This window comes from Kitasatospora sp. NPDC001225, from assembly GCF_053597855.1.
Window position 1 is genome coordinate 1 of record NZ_JBSFJC010000100.1, and the last position, 15,534, is coordinate 15,534.

General features: G+C 75.0%; 3 protein-coding genes. All 3 read left to right on the forward strand.

Features of this window, described 5'->3' with window-relative positions; translation table 11 throughout:
• On the forward strand, positions 1-8,910 hold an 8,910-nt coding region (locus ACWDCZ_RS28340), incomplete at its 5' end, for a type I polyketide synthase (protein ID WP_449817300.1).
• A gap of 61 nt (positions 8,911-8,971) precedes the next feature.
• Positions 8,972-14,626, forward strand: a complete 5,655-nt coding sequence (locus ACWDCZ_RS28345; protein WP_449817307.1) for an SDR family NAD(P)-dependent oxidoreductase — start codon at positions 8,972-8,974, stop codon at positions 14,624-14,626.
• Complete coding sequence (locus ACWDCZ_RS28350) at positions 14,619-15,473, forward strand: 3-hydroxyacyl-CoA dehydrogenase family protein (RefSeq protein ID WP_049658117.1); 855 nt, start codon at positions 14,619-14,621, stop codon at positions 15,471-15,473. The genes ACWDCZ_RS28345 and ACWDCZ_RS28350 overlap by 8 nt, the downstream gene beginning before the upstream one ends.
• The last annotated feature ends 61 nt before the right edge of the window (positions 15,474-15,534 follow it).

Genomic DNA, 15,534 nt, shown 5'->3' on the forward strand with positions numbered 1-15,534 from the left:
CAGCGGCTGCTGCTGGAGACCTCCTGGGAGGCCGTCGAGCGGGCCGGCATCGACCCGAAGTCGCTGCACGGCTCCGCGACCGGCGTGTTCATCGGCGCGGCGTCGTCGGGCTACATCGCGACGGGTGCCACCGTCCCGGGCGCCGAGGCGCACCTGATCACCGGAAACGCGCTGAGCGTGCTCTCCGGCCGGGTGTCGTACACGCTGGGCCTGAACGGGCCCGCGGTGACCGTCGACACGGCGTGCTCGTCGTCCCTGGTCGCGCTGCACCAGGCGGGCCAGGCCCTGCGGTCGGGCGAGTGCTCGATGGCGCTGGCGGGCGGCGTGACGGTGATCGCCGACCCGGCCGAGTTCGTCGGCTTCTCGCGCCTGCGGGCGCTCGCCTCCGACGGCCGCTGCAAGGCCTTCGGCGAGGGCGCCGACGGCATGGGCATCGGCGAGGGCGCGGGCATGCTCGTTCTGGAACGGCTGTCGGACGCCCGCCGCAACGGGCACCAGGTGCTCGGCGTGCTCCGCGGGAGCGCCGTCAACCAGGACGGCGCCTCCAACGGCCTGTCCGCCCCCAACGGCCCGGCCCAACGGCGGGTCATCCGCGCGGCGTTGGCGAGTGCGCAGCTGTCGGCTGCGGATGTCGACGTGGTCGAGGCGCACGGGACGGGCACGGAGCTGGGTGACCCGATCGAGGCGGGCGCGCTGCTGGCGACGTACGGCCAGGAGCGGTTCGAGGACCGGCCGTTGTGGCTGGGGTCGGTGAAGTCCAACATCGGGCACGCCCAGCAGGCCGCGGGTGTGGCCGGTGTGATCAAGATGGTGCTGGCGTTGCGGGCCGGCGTGCTGCCGAAGACCCTGCACGCGGACGAGCCGTCCTCGCACGTCGACTGGGAGACGGGCAACGTCCGTCTGCTCCAGGACGCGGTGCAGTGGCCGGCGGGCGGGCGGCCGCGTCGGGCGGGTGTGTCCGCCTTCGGGATCAGCGGCACCAACGTCCACCTGATCGTGGAGGAGGCCCCGGCGGCCGTCGAGGCGGCGGTTGAGCCGGCGGGCCAGGAGAACCCGGTACTCACCGGGGCGGCGGGTGTGGCCTGGCCGGTCTCCGGTCGTGGCGCGACCGCGCTGGCCGGCCAGGCGGGTCGGCTGCGCGAGTACGTGCTGGCGCGGCCGGAACTGCCGGTGGGCGACGTCGCGTGGTCGCTGGCCACGACGCGCTCGGTGTTCGAGCAGCGTGCGGTCGTGCTGGGCGGCGAGCGGGGCGAGCTTGCGGCGGGACTCGCGGCGGTGGCCACGGGGCAGCCGGCGGCGGGTGTGGTGACCGGGTCGGTGGCGGCCTCGGGTGTGGGGCGGACGGTGTTCGTCTTCCCGGGGCAGGGCAGTCAGTGGGTCGGGATGGGGCGTGAGCTGGCGGAGGTCTCGCCGGTGTTCGCGGCGCGGCTGGCCGAGTGTGCTGCGGCTCTCGCTCCTTACGTGGACTGGCAGTTGGATGACGTTCTGGCGGGCCGGCACGGTTTCGAGGCCGCCGACGTGGTGCAGCCGGCGCTGTGGGCCGTGATGGTGTCGCTGGCTGCGGTCTGGGAGGCGGCTGGTGTCGCTCCCGATGCGGTGGTGGGTCACTCGCAGGGTGAGATCGCTGCCGCCGCTGTGGCCGGGATCCTGTCGCTGGAGGACGCGGCGAAGGTCGTGGCTCTGCGGAGCAAGACCCTGAAGGCGCTGGCGGGTCGTGGCGGGATGCTGTCGATCGCCGAGCCGGTGGCGGGTGTCCGGGCGCGGATCGCCCCGTACGGTTCCCGCCTTTCCATCGCGGCGGTGAACGGCCCGTCGGCGACGGTGGTTTCCGGTGACGCGGACGCGCTGCGTGAACTGGCGGACTCCTGTGGGGATTCGCCGCGTGCCCGGATGATCCCGGTCGACTACGCGTCGCACAGTGCCCACGTGGACGATCTGCGAGAGGAGATCCTCTCGGTTCTCCAGGGCATCGCTCCGACCGCGGCCCGGATCCCGATGGTGTCGGCGCTGACCGGTGCGTGGCTGTCGGGCCCCGAGCTGGACCCGGCCTACTGGTACGCCTCCCTGCGCGAGACCGTGGAGTTCGACCGCGCCGTACGGATCCTCGGCGACGCGGGACACGGCGTGTTCCTGGAGGTCTCGCCGCACCCGGTGCTGACCCCGGCGATCGGAGACGCCCTGGAGACGCTGTCCCCGGTCGTGGTCGGTACCCTGCGACGCGACGAGGGCGGCGCGCAGCGCCTGTTGACCTCGCTCGCCGAGGCGTACATCCAGGGCGCCCCCGTCGACTGGGCGGCGGTGACGGCCGGCGGTACGACCGTCGCGCTGCCGACCTACGCGTTCCAGCACCGCCACTACTGGCCCGCCTTGGACGGTCGCCGTTCCGAAGCGGGCGAGGCCACCGGTGCGGAGGCGGGTTTCTGGACCGCGGTGGAGAGTGGTGATGTCACCGCGCTCGCCGATCTGCTCGGGGTGGACCCGGCGGATGCCGCGCTGGGCGCGCTGACCGACTGGCGGCGCCGTGAGCGAGCCGGCTCGGCGGTTGCCGATTGGCGGTACCGGGTGTCGTGGGCGCCGGTGAGCGAGTCCAACGGGGTCCTGGCCGGGACGTGGCTGCTGGTGGGGGAGTCCCCGGATGCCGCTGCCGTCGCGGAGTCGCTGGAGCACCACGGGGCAACCGTGGTCCGCTCGGCTCCGGACGGCGTCGCCGCTGCGGTGGCCGCGTGCTCCGACCTGCGGGGTGTGGTGTCGCTGCTGGCGCTGGACGAGTCGCCGGAGGAGGCGGGTCCGTGGGTGTCGCGTGGTGGCGCTGACACGCTCGCGCTGATCCAGGAACTTGGGCGGCTCGGTGTGTCCGCCCCGCTGTGGGTGGTCACGCAGGGTGCGGTGCGGGCCGTCGCGGGTGATGCGGTGCGGCCGGTCCAGGCGCAGCTGTGGGGTCTGGGTGCCGTCGCGGCACTGGAGTTGGCGGGCCGCTGGGGCGGGTTGATTGACCTGCCGACAACGGTGGACGCGCGTACGGGTGCGCGGCTGGCGTCCGTCCTGGTCGGCGATGAGGACCAGGTCGCGGTGCGTGCGGGCGGGGTGGTGGCGCGGCGGTTGGTGCGTGCCGGCCGTCCGGTCGTGCGCGAGGCGTGGTCGCCGGGCGGTTCGGTCCTGGTGACGGGTGGCACGAGCGGCGTGGGTGCGATCACCGCCCAGTGGGTGGCGGATCGTGGCGCGGCGCGGGTCGTGCTGACGTCCCGTTCGGGTCCGGGTGCCGCCGGTGTGGCGGAGCTGGCGGCGTCGATCGCGGCTCGTGGAACGGCGGTGCAGGTGGTGTCGTGTGACATCGCCGACCGCGCCTCCGTGGCGGAGATCCTGGACCGTATCGACGCGACGGGTCCGGCGCTGTCGTCGGTGGTCCACTCGGCCGGAACGGGCGGGCGGACACCGGTGGAGCAGCTGTCGGTGGCCGAGCTGTCGCGACTGCTGTCGGCGAAGGTCGGCGGCGCCACGGTGCTGGACGAGTTGACGGCCGGCCGCGACCTCGACGCGTTCGTGCTGTTCTCGTCGGGCGCGGGTGTCTGGGGCAGCGGCGCTCTGGCTGGCTATGCGGCGGCGAACGCGCACCTGGACGCGTTGGTGGAGGACCGCCGCTCCCGGGGCCTGGTGGCTTCTTCGGTCGCGTGGGGCCTGTGGGCCGGCGTCGGCATGGCGGCCGGTTCGGGTGGCGACCGGTTGCGCGAGTTCGGTATGGAGGGCATCGACGGGCGTCGGGGCATGCTGGCGCTGGGCCAGGTCCTGGACGCGGGCGAGGGTGCGATGGTGGTGGCCGGCTTCGACTGGCCGCAGTTCGTGCCGACCTACACCCTGCACCGGCCGAGCCGGCTGCTGGCGGACCTGCCCGAGGTCCGCGCGGTCCTGGCCGCCGAGGCCGCCGTCGAGTCCACCACCGAGGAAGTCGGCGCGTGGGCGGGCCGGTTGGCCGGGATGCCGGTCGCGGAGCAGCGCCAGGTCCTGACCGACCTGGTCCGGGGCCACGCGGCCGCGGTCCTCGGCCACGACTCGGCGGACGACGTGCTGCCGCAGCGGGCCTTCAAGGAGCTGGGCTTCGACTCCGTCGGAGCGGTAGAGCTGCGGAACCGCCTCTCCAAGGAGGTCGGTGTCAAGCTGGCCTCCACGATGGTCTTCGACCACCCGAACGCCACCGCCCTCGCGGACTACCTGCGGGGCGAACTCGTCGGCACCGGCGGCCAGACGGCCCAGGCCGACGGCGCGGTCCAGGTCGTGGCCGCGGCGATCGGCGAGCCGATCGCGATCGTCGGCATGGGGTGCCGGTACCCGGGCGGTGTGACGGGGCCCGACCAGTTCTGGGACCTGCTCGTCGCGGGGACCGACACGATCAGCGAGTTCCCGACCGACCGAGGCTGGGAAGCCGTCGAGGAGGGCTTCGGCCAGCGGCAGGCGTACCGCCGACAGGGCGGATTCATCTACGACGTGGCCGACTTCGACGCGGGGTTCTTCGGGATCAGCCCGCGTGAGGCGCTGGCGATGGACCCGCAGCAGCGGCTGCTGCTGGAGACCTCCTGGGAGGCGATCGAGCGCGCGGGGATCGACCCGAAGTCGCTGCACGGCTCGGCGACCGGCGTCTTCGTCGGTGCGAGCCACGCCGGTTACGACGCGAGCCTGCCGGCCGACGACCGGAGCCTGGACGGCTACCGGCTGATCGGCACGGTGTCCGCCGTCGCCTCGGGCCGGATCTCGTACTGCCTGGGCCTGACCGGCCCCGCCATCACGGTGGACACGGCCTGCTCGTCCTCCCTGGTGGCGATGCACCAGGCGATGCTCGCCCTGCGGTCGGGCGAGTGCTCGATGGCGCTGGCCGGCGGTGTCGCGGTGATGGTCTCGCCCGGCGCGTTCATGGAGTTCGGCAGCCAGGGCGGCATGGCCTCCAGCGGCCGGTCGAAGGCGTTCTCGGAGGAGGCCGACGGGATCGGTTGGGGCGAGGGTGCGGGCATGGTGCTGCTGGAGCGTCTCTCGGACGCCCGGCGCAATGGCCACCAGGTGCTGGCGGTGATCCGCGGGAGCGCGGCGAACCAGGACGGCGCGTCCAACGGCCTGTCCGCGCCGAACGGTCCCTCGCAGCGGCGGGTGATCCGCGCGGCACTGGCCAACGCGCAGCTGTCGCCCTCCGACGTCGACGCGGTCGAGGCCCACGGCACCGGCACCTCGCTCGGCGACCCGATCGAGGCGGGCGCGCTGCTGGCGACGTACGGCCAGGAGCGGTACGAGGACCGGCCGTTGTGGCTGGGATCGGTGAAGTCCAACATCGGCCACACCCAGTGCGCCGCCGGCGTCACCGGCGTGATCAAGATGGTGATGGCGCTGCGAAACGGCATGCTGCCGAAGACCCTGCACGCGGACCAGCCGTCGACCCACGTGGACTGGGAGACGGGCAACGTCCGGCTGCTGCAGGACGCGGTGCGGTGGCCGGCGGGCGAGCGGCCGCGCCGTGCGGGTGTGTCGGCCTTCGGTGTGAGCGGCACCAACGTCCACCTCATCCTGGAGGAGGCGCCCGACGCCGAAGCCGAGGAGCTGGAAGTCGAGGTGCTTCCGGTGCTCGCGGGTGGGGCGTCGGCCTGGCCGGTCTCCGGCCAGAGCGCTGCGGCGCTCGCGGGTCAGGCGGGTCGGCTGCGTGAACACGTGCTGGCGCGGCCGGAGTTGCCGGTCGGCGACGTCGCGTGGTCGCTCGCGACGACGCGTGCGGCGCTGGAGCACCGGGCCGTGGTGCTCGGTGGCGAGCGGAGCGAGCTCGCTGAGCGTCTGGCGGCGGTGGCGACGAAGCAGCCGGCGTCCGGTGTGGTGACCGGTTCGGTGGCTCCTGGCGGGGTGGGGCGGACGGTGTTCGTCTTCCCCGGCCAGGGGAGCCAGTGGGTCGGCATGGGCCGCGAGTTGGCCGAGTCGTCCCCGGTGTTCGCGGCCAAGCTGACGGAGTGCGCCGAGGCTCTCGCGCCGTACGTGGACTGGCAGTTGGACGATGTCCTGGCGGGCCGGCACGGCTTTGAGGCCGCTGATGTGGTGCAGCCGGCGCTGTGGGCTGTGATGGTGTCGCTCGCTGCGGTGTGGGAGGCGGCTGGTGTCGCTCCGGACGCTGTGGTCGGTCACTCGCAGGGCGAGATCGCGGCGGCTGCCGTCGCGGGGATTCTCCCCCTCGGCGATGCCGCGAAGGTCGTCGCTCTGCGGAGCAAGACCCTGAAGGTGCTGGCCGGTCGTGGCGGGATGCTGTCGATCGCGGAGCCGGTGGACGGTGTCCGCGCGCGGATCGCGTCGTACGGCACCCGCCTTTCCGTCGCGGCCGTGAACGGCCCGTCGGCGACGGTCGTCTCCGGTGACGCGGACGCGCTGCGTGAACTCGCCGACTCCTGTGGGGAGTCCCCGCGTGCCCGGATGATCCCGGTGGACTACGCGTCCCACAGCGCCCACGTGGACGAGCTGCGCGAGGAGATCCTCTCGGTTCTCCAGGGCATCACGCCGAGTGAGGCCCGGATCCCGATGGTGTCGGCGCTGACCGGCGAGTGGCTGTCCGGCCCGGAGCTGGACCCGGCGTACTGGTACGCGTCCCTCCGGGAGACCGTCGAGTTCGACCGCGCCGTGCGGATCCTCGGCGACGCGGGCCACGGTGTGTTCCTGGAGGTCTCGCCGCACCCGGTGCTGACCCCGGCGATCGGTGACAGCCTGGAGGAGCGCTCCCCGGTCGTCGTGGGCACGCTGCGGCGCGAGGAGGGCGGCGCGCAGCGCCTGCTGACCTCGCTCGCCGAGGCGTACGTCCAGGGCGCCCCCGTCGACTGGGCGTCGGTGCTCGGCGGCGGCACGGCGGTCGCGCTGCCGACCTACGCCTTCCAGCGGCGCCGCTACTGGCCCGAGGCCCCGGCGGTGGAGCGTACGAAGCTGTCGGTGGACGACTGGCGCTACCGGATCACCTGGCAGCCGTCCGCGATCAGCGGTTCGGCGGTCCTGTCCGGGCCCTGGCTGCTGGTCGGGGACGCGCCGGACGCCGGTGCGGTGGCCGACGGGCTGGCGGGTCGTGGCGCCGAGGTCGTGCGGACGACGCTGGCGGGCCTCGACGCGGCCATTGCCGGTGCCGGTGCGGATGTCCAGGGCGTGGTGTCCCTCCTGGCCCTGGACGAGTCGCCGGACGCCGAGTTCGGGTGGGTCCCGCGCGGCAGCGCCGACACCCTCGACCTGGTGCAGAGGCTGGGCCGGGCCGGGATCGCCGCTCCCCTCTGGGTGCTGACCCGCGGCGCGGTGCAGGTGGCCGCCGGCGAGGTGACGACCAGCCCGATCCAGGCCCAGGTCTGGGGTCTGGGCCGGGCCGTGGGCCTGGAGCACGCGGACCGCTGGGGCGGTCTGGTCGACCTGCCGCCGGTGGTGGACGTCGAGGCGGCCGCCCGGCTGGCCGGCGTGCTCGCGCACGGCCGGGAGGACCAGGTCGCGCTGCGTCCGTCGGGTGTGTTCCTGCGCCGCCTGGTGCGCGCCGAGGAGCACCGGCCCAAGGCCGGGGCCTGGAGCCCGAAGGGGACGGTCCTGCTGACCGGCGGTACGGGCTCGATCGGTGTCTGTGTCGGCCCGTGGCTTGCTGAGCACGGCACGCCGAGGGTCGTTCTGACCTCCCGTTCGGGCCCGTCGGCGCCCGGGGTGGCGGCGCTGGCCGCCACCGTCGCGGGTGCGGGCACCGCCGTCGAGGTCGTGTCGTGCGACCTGACGGAGCGTGCGCAGGTCACGGCCATGGTCGCGTGGATCGAGAACACCGGCCCGGGCCTGTCCACCGTCCTGCACTCGGCGAACACGCCGTACCTGGCCCGACTCGAGGACACCAGCCGCGAAGGCCTGGCGGCGGCACTGGGCGCGAAGGCGGCCGGTGCCGTCCACCTGGACGAGGCGACGGCGCACCTGGGCATCGACGAGTTCGTGATGTTCTCCTCGATCTCGGCGACCTGGGGCAGCAACGACCACGGCGCCTACGCGGCGGGCAACTCCTTCCTGGACGGGCTCGCCGAGGACCGTCGCGGCCGGGGCCTGCCCGGGACGTCGATCGCCTGGGGTGTCTGGAACACCCGCGACTGGAACGCGGTCGACGCGGCGATGGACCAGGCGCCCGGCCGGGTGACCCCGCACCGGCTGCTGCGGCAGGGCATGAACTTCCTGGACACCGACCGGGCGTTGACGGCGCTCGGCGAGATCCTGGCCGACGACGAGACGTTCATCGCCCTGGCGGACGTCGAGTGGGAGAAGTTCGCGCCGGTCTTCACGGCCGCCCGCCCGCGCCCGCTGCTGGACACCATTCCGGAGGCGCAGGAGGACACCTCCTCCGGCCGTCCGGAGGACGACCAGCGCAACGAGTTCGCCGCCCGGCTGGCGGGCCTGTCGGCCGCCGAGCGGCGCCGGACCGTGGTGGAGCTGGTGCGGACGCACGCCGCCGCGGTCCTCGGCCACGACTCGGCGGACGAGATCATGGCGAGCCGGGCGTTCCGCGAGCTGGGCTTCGACTCGCTGACCGCCGTCGAGCTCCGCAACCGGCTGAACAGCGCGTGCGGGGTGCGGGTGCCGTCGACGCTGGTCTTCGACCACCCGACCCCGGAGGCGGTGGCGGACTTCCTGATCACCGAGCTGACCGGGAGGGAACTGGTCGGCCACACGGCCGTGCTGGACGAGTTCGAGCGGCTGGCCGCCGGGCTCACCCCGTCGGACGACGAGACCCGCGCGGAGATCGTCGCCCGCCTGGAGGCGCTGACCCAGCGCTTCCGCGCCGTCCGCGAGACCGGGGCGGACGGGACGGGCGAGGCCGACGAGCGCGCTCTCCAGGAGGCCACCGCCGACGAGCTGTTCGCCCTCCTGGAGGACGAGCTCGACGACCCGGACTTCGACTGACCATGCCGGGACCGTCGGCGCCAACTCCTCCCGAACGAGGTCGAATGTGAGCGACAGCACCATGCAGAACGAAGAGAAACTGCTCGATTTCCTCAAGCAGACCACCGCCAAGCTCCGCACCACGCGGGCCCGGCTGCGCGAGGCGACCGAGCGGGAGCGGGAGCCGATCGCGATCGTCGGGATGGCCTGCCGCTACCCGGGCGGTGTGCGCACCCCCGAGGACCTGTGGGACCTCCTGGTGGCGGGCGGGGACGCGGTCGGCGGGTTCCCCACCGACCGCGGCTGGGACCTCGGCGCGCTCTTCGACGCCGCCCCGGGCGCGGACGGCACGAGCAGCACCGTCCAGGCCGGGTTCGTCTCCGGGGCCGCGGACTTCGACGGCGGGTTCTTCGGGATCAGTCCGCGCGAGGCCCTGGCGATGGACCCGCAGCAGCGGCTGCTGCTGGAGACGGCCTGGGAGGCGGTCGAGCGGGCCGGGATCGACCCGGCGAGCCTGCGCGAGTCGGCCACCGGCGTGTTCGCGGGCGCCGCGCCCTCCGGGTACGCGACCGCCGGCGGCGACCTCTCGGGCTCGGAGGCGCACCTGATCACCGGTACGGCGATGAGCGTGCTGTCCGGCCGGGTGTCGTACACGCTGGGCCTGACCGGGCCGGCGGTGTCGGTGGACACCGCCTGCTCCTCCTCGCTGGTCGCGCTGCACCTCGCCGTGCAGTCGCTGCGGGCGGGGGAGTGCACGCTGGCGCTGGCCGGCGGGGTGACCGTGATCGTCAGCCCGGGCGAGTTCGTGGGCTTCTCGCAGCAGAACGCCCTTGCCCGGGACGGCCGTTGCAAGGCCTTCGGGGCGGGCGCGGACGGCATGGGCCTCGCCGAGGGCGCGGGTGTGGTGGTGCTGGAGCGGCTGTCGGACGCCCGGCGCAACGGGCACCGGGTGCTGGCCGTGGTCCGGGGGAGCGCCGTCAACCAGGACGGCGCCTCCAACGGCCTGTCCGCGCCCAACGGCCCCGCTCAGCAACGCGTGATCCGCGCGGCGCTGGCCAACGCCCGGCTGGCGACCGGGGACGTGGACGTCGTCGAGGCGCACGGCACCGGCACCACGCTGGGCGACCCGATCGAGGCGCAGGCGGTGCTGGCGACGTACGGGCAGGGGCATCCGGCCGAACGGCCGCTCTGGCTGGGGTCGGTGAAGTCGAACATCGGGCACGCCCAGCAGGCGGCCGGCATCGCCGGTGTGATCAAGATGGTGCTGGCGCTGCGGCACGAGGAGCTGCCGGCGACGCTGCACGTGGCGGAGCCGACCCCGCACGTCGACTGGTCGGCGGGGCACGTGAGCCTGCTCCAGGAGCGCGTGGCGTGGCCGGCGGGCGAACAGCCGCGTCGGGCGGGCGTCTCGGCGTTCGGGATCAGCGGCACCAACGCGCACGTGATCCTGGAGGAGGCGCCCGCCGGAGGGCCGGCCGCGCCGGAGCCGGACGGGACGCCGGAGCCGGCCGCGGTGTCGGCGCCCGCCGCGCCGCCGGTGCTGGTCGCGGAGCCCGCCGTGCTCCCGGTCACCGTCTCCGGACGGTCCGAGGAGGCCCTGGCGGACCAGGCACGGCGGCTGCGGGACCACCTCCTGGCGCGTCCCGAGCTGCCGCTGCCGGAGGTGGCCCGGTCGCTCGCCACCACGCGGACGGCGTTCAAGCGGCGCGCGGTGGTGCTGGGTACCGACCGTGCCGAGCTGGCGGCGAAGCTGGAGGCCGTGGCCGCGGACCGGCCCGGGGCCGGGGTGCTGACGGGCGAGGTGCCGTCGGCCGGGGTGGGGCGGACGGTGTTCGTCTTCCCGGGGCAGGGCAGTCAGTGGGTCGGCATGGGTCGCGAGCTGGCGGAGGTCTCGCCGGTGTTCGCGGCGCGGCTGGCCGAGTGTGCCGAGGCCCTGGCGCCTTATGTGGACTGGCAGTTGGACGAAGTGCTGGCCGGTCGGCACGGTTTCGAGGCCGCCGATGTGGTGCAGCCGGCGCTGTGGGCGGTGATGGTCTCGCTCGCGGCGGTGTGGGAGGCGGCCGGTGTCGTTCCCGACGCCGTGGTGGGCCACTCCCAGGGTGAGATCGCGGCGGCGGCCGTGGCCGGGATCCTCTCGCTGGAGGACGCGGCGAAGGTGGTCGCTCTGCGCAGCCGGACCCTGAAGGCGCTGGCGGGTCGTGGCGGGATGCTGTCGATCGCCGAGCCGGTGGCGGGCGTCCGCGCGCGGATCGCCCCGTACGGTTCCCGCCTTTCCGTCGCGGCCGTGAACGGCCCGTCGGCTACGGTGGTTTCCGGTGACGCCGATGCGCTGCGTGAACTGGCGGACTCCTGTGGGGATTCGCCGCGTGCCCGGATGATTCCGGTGGACTACGCGTCCCACAGCGCCCATGTGGACGAGCTGCGCGAGGAGATCCTCGCCGCCCTCCAGGGCATCGCCCCCCGCGAGGGGCGGATTCCGATGGTCTCCTCCAGCACCGGCGCCACGGTCTCCGGGCCGGAACTGGTGCCGGACTACTGGTACGCCAGCCTGCGCGAGACCGTCGAGTTCGACCGGGCCGTGCACACCCTCGCCGGAACCGGCCACGGCGCCTTCGTCGAGGTGTCCCCGCACCCGGTGCTGGCCCCGGCCATCGCGGACAGCCTGGAGTCGTACGGCCCGGTCGTGGCCGACACCCTGCGCCGCGACGACGGCGGCGCCGGGCGCCTCCTGCTCTCGCTGGCCCAGGCGTACGTCCGCGGCCTGCCGGTGGACTGGACCGCCCTGCTGCCCGCCGGGACCGGGAGCGGCGCCGTCGACCTGCCGACCTACGCCTTCCAGTACCGCCGCTACTGGCCGGTGTTCCCGGAGCCGGTGGCCCGGGACGCGGTGGCCGGCTGGCGGTACCGCGTCGAGTGGCAGCCCCTCGACGGGCCGTCGGGTGCGGCACCGGCGGGCTCGGCCCTGTCGGGCTCGGCACCGGCGGCCTCGGTGCCGTCCGGCACGTGGCTCGTGGTCGCCGGCCCGGCCGGGGCCGGGACGGCCGCCGAGGTGGCCGGCGCGCTGCGGGCCGGCGGCGTCGAGGTCCGGGTGCTGGAGACCGGCGCCGCCGATCGCGGGACCCTCGGTGACGTCCTGCGCGGCGTCGGCGAGTTCGCCGGTGTGGTGTCCCTGCTGGCGCTGGACGAGACGCCGCTGCCCGGTCGGCCCCGGGTGCCCGCCGGTCTGGCGGCCTCCAGCGCGCTGCTGCAGGCACTGCTCGACGCGGGGTCGGTGGTGCCGCTGTGGGTGCTGACCCGCGGCGCGGTGGCGGCGCTGCCGGGCGAGGTGCCCGGTCTGGCGCAGGCCCAGGTGTGGGCGTGGGGGCAGACGGCGGGTCTGGAGCAGGCCAAGCAGTGGGGCGGCCTGGTCGACCTCCCGGCCGGGTCGGACGCGTCGGCCGGGTTCGACGCCTCGGTCGGGGACCGCCTGGCCGGGCTGCTCGCCGCGGGGCCGGAGGGCGAGGACCAGGTCGCGTTGCGCGGCACGGGAGCGTTCGCGCGCCGCCTGGTGCGCGCCCCGCGCCCGACGGACGGCTCCGCCGAGCCGTGGCGGACCGCCGGGACGGCGCTGGTCACCGGCGGTACGGGCCTGATCGGCGGCCGGACGGCGCGGCTGCTGGCCGAGCGCGGCACGCCGCGCGTGGTGCTGGCCGGCCGCTCCGGCCCGGCCGCGCCCGGGGTGCCCGAGCTGGCGGCCGGACTGGCGGCCCTCGGCAGCGCCGTCGAGGTGGTCGCCTGTGACGTCGCCGAGCGGCCCGCGGTCGGCGCGCTGCTGGACCGCGTCGCCGCCACCGGCCCCGCGCTGTCGGCGGTGGTGCACTCGGCGGGCACCGGCCACGGGGCGCCGGTCGCCGCGCTGACCGACGCCGGGCTGCAGGAGGTCTCCGAGGTGAAGGTCGGTGGCGCCCTGCACCTGCACGAGTTGTCGGCCGAGCGCGGACTGGAGCTGGACGCCTTCGTGCTGTTCTCCTCCGGCGCCGCCACCTGGGGCAGCGGGCTGCTGGCCGGGTACGGCGCCGCCAACGCGGCGCTGGACGCCCTGGCCGAGCGGCGGCGCGCGGCCGGGCTGGCGGCCACCTCGGTGGCCTGGGGCCTGTGGGGCGGCGGCGGCATGGGCGCGGGGGAGGCGGGTGAGCAGCTGAGCGCGTACGGGCTGCGGACGATGGCTCCCGAGCGCGGCATCGAGGGCCTCGCCCAGGCGCTGGACGACGACGAGACGCTGCTCGTCGTCGCCGACGTCGACTGGGCGCGGTTCGTGCCGCTGTACACGCTGCACCGGCCGAGCCCGCTGCTGTCCGCGCTTCCCGACGCCCTCCGGGTCCTGGAGCAGGGAGACGGGGACGGGGACGAGGACGGGGACGGGTTCGCGGGCGACGAGGGCGCCGGTGCGCTGCGGTCGTCCGCCGCCGCCCGGCTGTCCGCCCGGCTCGGCGGGGCGCGGTCGGCGCGGGAGCGGGAGGCGGTCCTGCTGGAGCTGGTCCGGGAGCACGCCGCCGCCGCGCTCGGCCACCCGGACGCGGCGGCCGTCGACCCGGACGCCACGTTCCTGGAGCAGGGGTTCACCTCGCTGAGCGCGCTGGAGCTGCGCAAGCGGCTCGCCGGGGCCACCGGTCTGCGGCTGAGCGGTCCGCTGGTCTTCGACCACCCGACCCCCGCCCTGACGGCCGCGTACCTGCGGGAGCGGCTCGCCGACGGACCGGTGCGCCAGGACGGCGGACCGCAGCGGGCCGCGCCCCGCTTCGCGCTGGCCGCCGCGCCGGAATCCACGGACGGCACGGAGCGGGCCGGAGCCGCCGGGACACCGGCCGCCGAGACGCTGGCCGCCCTGTACCTGCGGGCGAACAGCCTCGGCCAGGGGGCCGACGCCGTACGGATGATCGCCGGGCTGGCCCGGTTCCGGCCCCGCTTCGCCGGTGCGGACGAGCTGGCGGGCGTCCCGCCCCTGGTCCCGCTCACCCGCCGGTCCGCGGACACGGTCGGGCCGACGCTCGTCTGCCTGCCGTCGTTCGGCGCGGGCGACGCCCAGGAGTTCGTCCGGGTGGTGCAGGGCCTGCGCCGCCCCCGGCACGTCCTCTCCGCGGTGATCCCCGGCTACACGGTGGGGGAGCCGCTGGCCGCCGACCCGGACGCGCTGCTCGACCTGTGCGTCCGGACGGTGCTCGCCGCCCCGGAGACCGCCCCGGAGGCCGGCCCGTTCGTCCTCGTCGGCTACTCCTCCGGCGGGCTGGTCGCGCAGGCCCTCGCCGCCCGCCTCGCCGGACTGGGCCGGGGCCCCGCCGCGCTGGTGCTGCTGGACAGCTTCGCCCCGCAGTCGGCCGGTGCCCCCGACGAGATCATCGGCACCCTGCCGGCCGCCGTGCTCCTGGGCAACCCCGGGGGCGTCGACGCGGGCGGCATCGGCGGGGACGACTGGCTGACCGCGCTCGCCCACTACTACGTCCAGGACTGGCGCGGCCACGTCCCGTACACCGCGGACCTGCCGACCCTGCTGCTCCGCCACGGCGGCGAGCCGGGCGGTCCCGAGGGCGGGGACGGCGCCGTCCGCCTCCCGTGGGACCTCTCCGGCGACCTCACCCCGGTGACCGTTCCGGGCGACCACTTCACCATGATCGGCGCCCACGCCGGGACCACCGCGCGGGCCGTCGACTCCTGGCTCGACGAGCACTTCACCACCACCCGGGAGGGACACGATGACTGACCGTCACGAACAGCACCGCCTCGCCGTCATCGGCGGCGGCGTCATGGGCACCAACATCGCCGCCCTCGCCCTCGGCCACGGCGTCGACGTCACCCTCGTCGACGTCGACGAGCCGACCCTGGCCACGGCCCGGACGGCGATCCGCCGCAAGCTGAAGCACGCCCAGCTGCTGGAGGCCCTCCCGGCGGGCCGCGCCCACGGCACGCTGGCCACCACCACCGCGCCGGCCGACATCGCCGACGCGACCGCCGTCGTCGAGGCCGTCGTGGAGGTCGCCGAGGTCAAGCGCGAGGTGCTGACCGAGGTCTCCGGGCTGGTCGCCCCCGGCACCCTGCTGATCTCCAACACCTCGTGCATCCCCATCGACGAGATGGCGGGCTGGGTGGCGCGCGGCGACGAACTCGTCGGCGTGCACTTCATGAACCCCGCCTACCTGATCACCATGGTCGAGGTGATCCGCGGCCGGGCCACCGGTGACGCCACGATGACCGCCGTCACCTCGCTGCTGACCGCGCTCGGCCGTACGGCGCTGGTGGTCAACGACGCACCGGGCTTCGTCGTCAACCGGCTGCTGCACCCGCTGATCAACCGGGCGGCGATGCTCGTCCAGGAGGGCGTCGCCTCCGCCGAGACGGTGGACGGGCTGCTGGAAGGCTGCCTCGGCCACACCACCGGACCGCTGCGCACCGCCGACCTGATCGGCATCGACAACCTCGTCGACTCCCTGCGGGTCCTGCACGAGCGCACCGGCGACCCCGAGTGCGACCCCTGCGAGCTGATGCTCCGGAAGGTCCGCGACGGGCACCACGGCCGCAAGTCCGGCCGGGGCTTCTACACGTACGGCTGAGCACCGGCCCTCCCCGAAACGGCCGGCCCCGAACGGCCAGCACCGAACAACGAAAGGTACG

Bases quoted from the DNA above. Each gene is read 5' to 3' on its own strand.
- ACWDCZ_RS28345 (WP_449817307.1), top strand. From the start codon at position 8,972: ATGCAGAACGAAGAGAAACTGCTCGATTTCCTCAAGCAGACCACCGCC.
- ACWDCZ_RS28350 (WP_049658117.1), top strand. From the start codon at position 14,619: ATGACTGACCGTCACGAACAGCACCGCCTCGCCGTCATCGGCGGCGGC.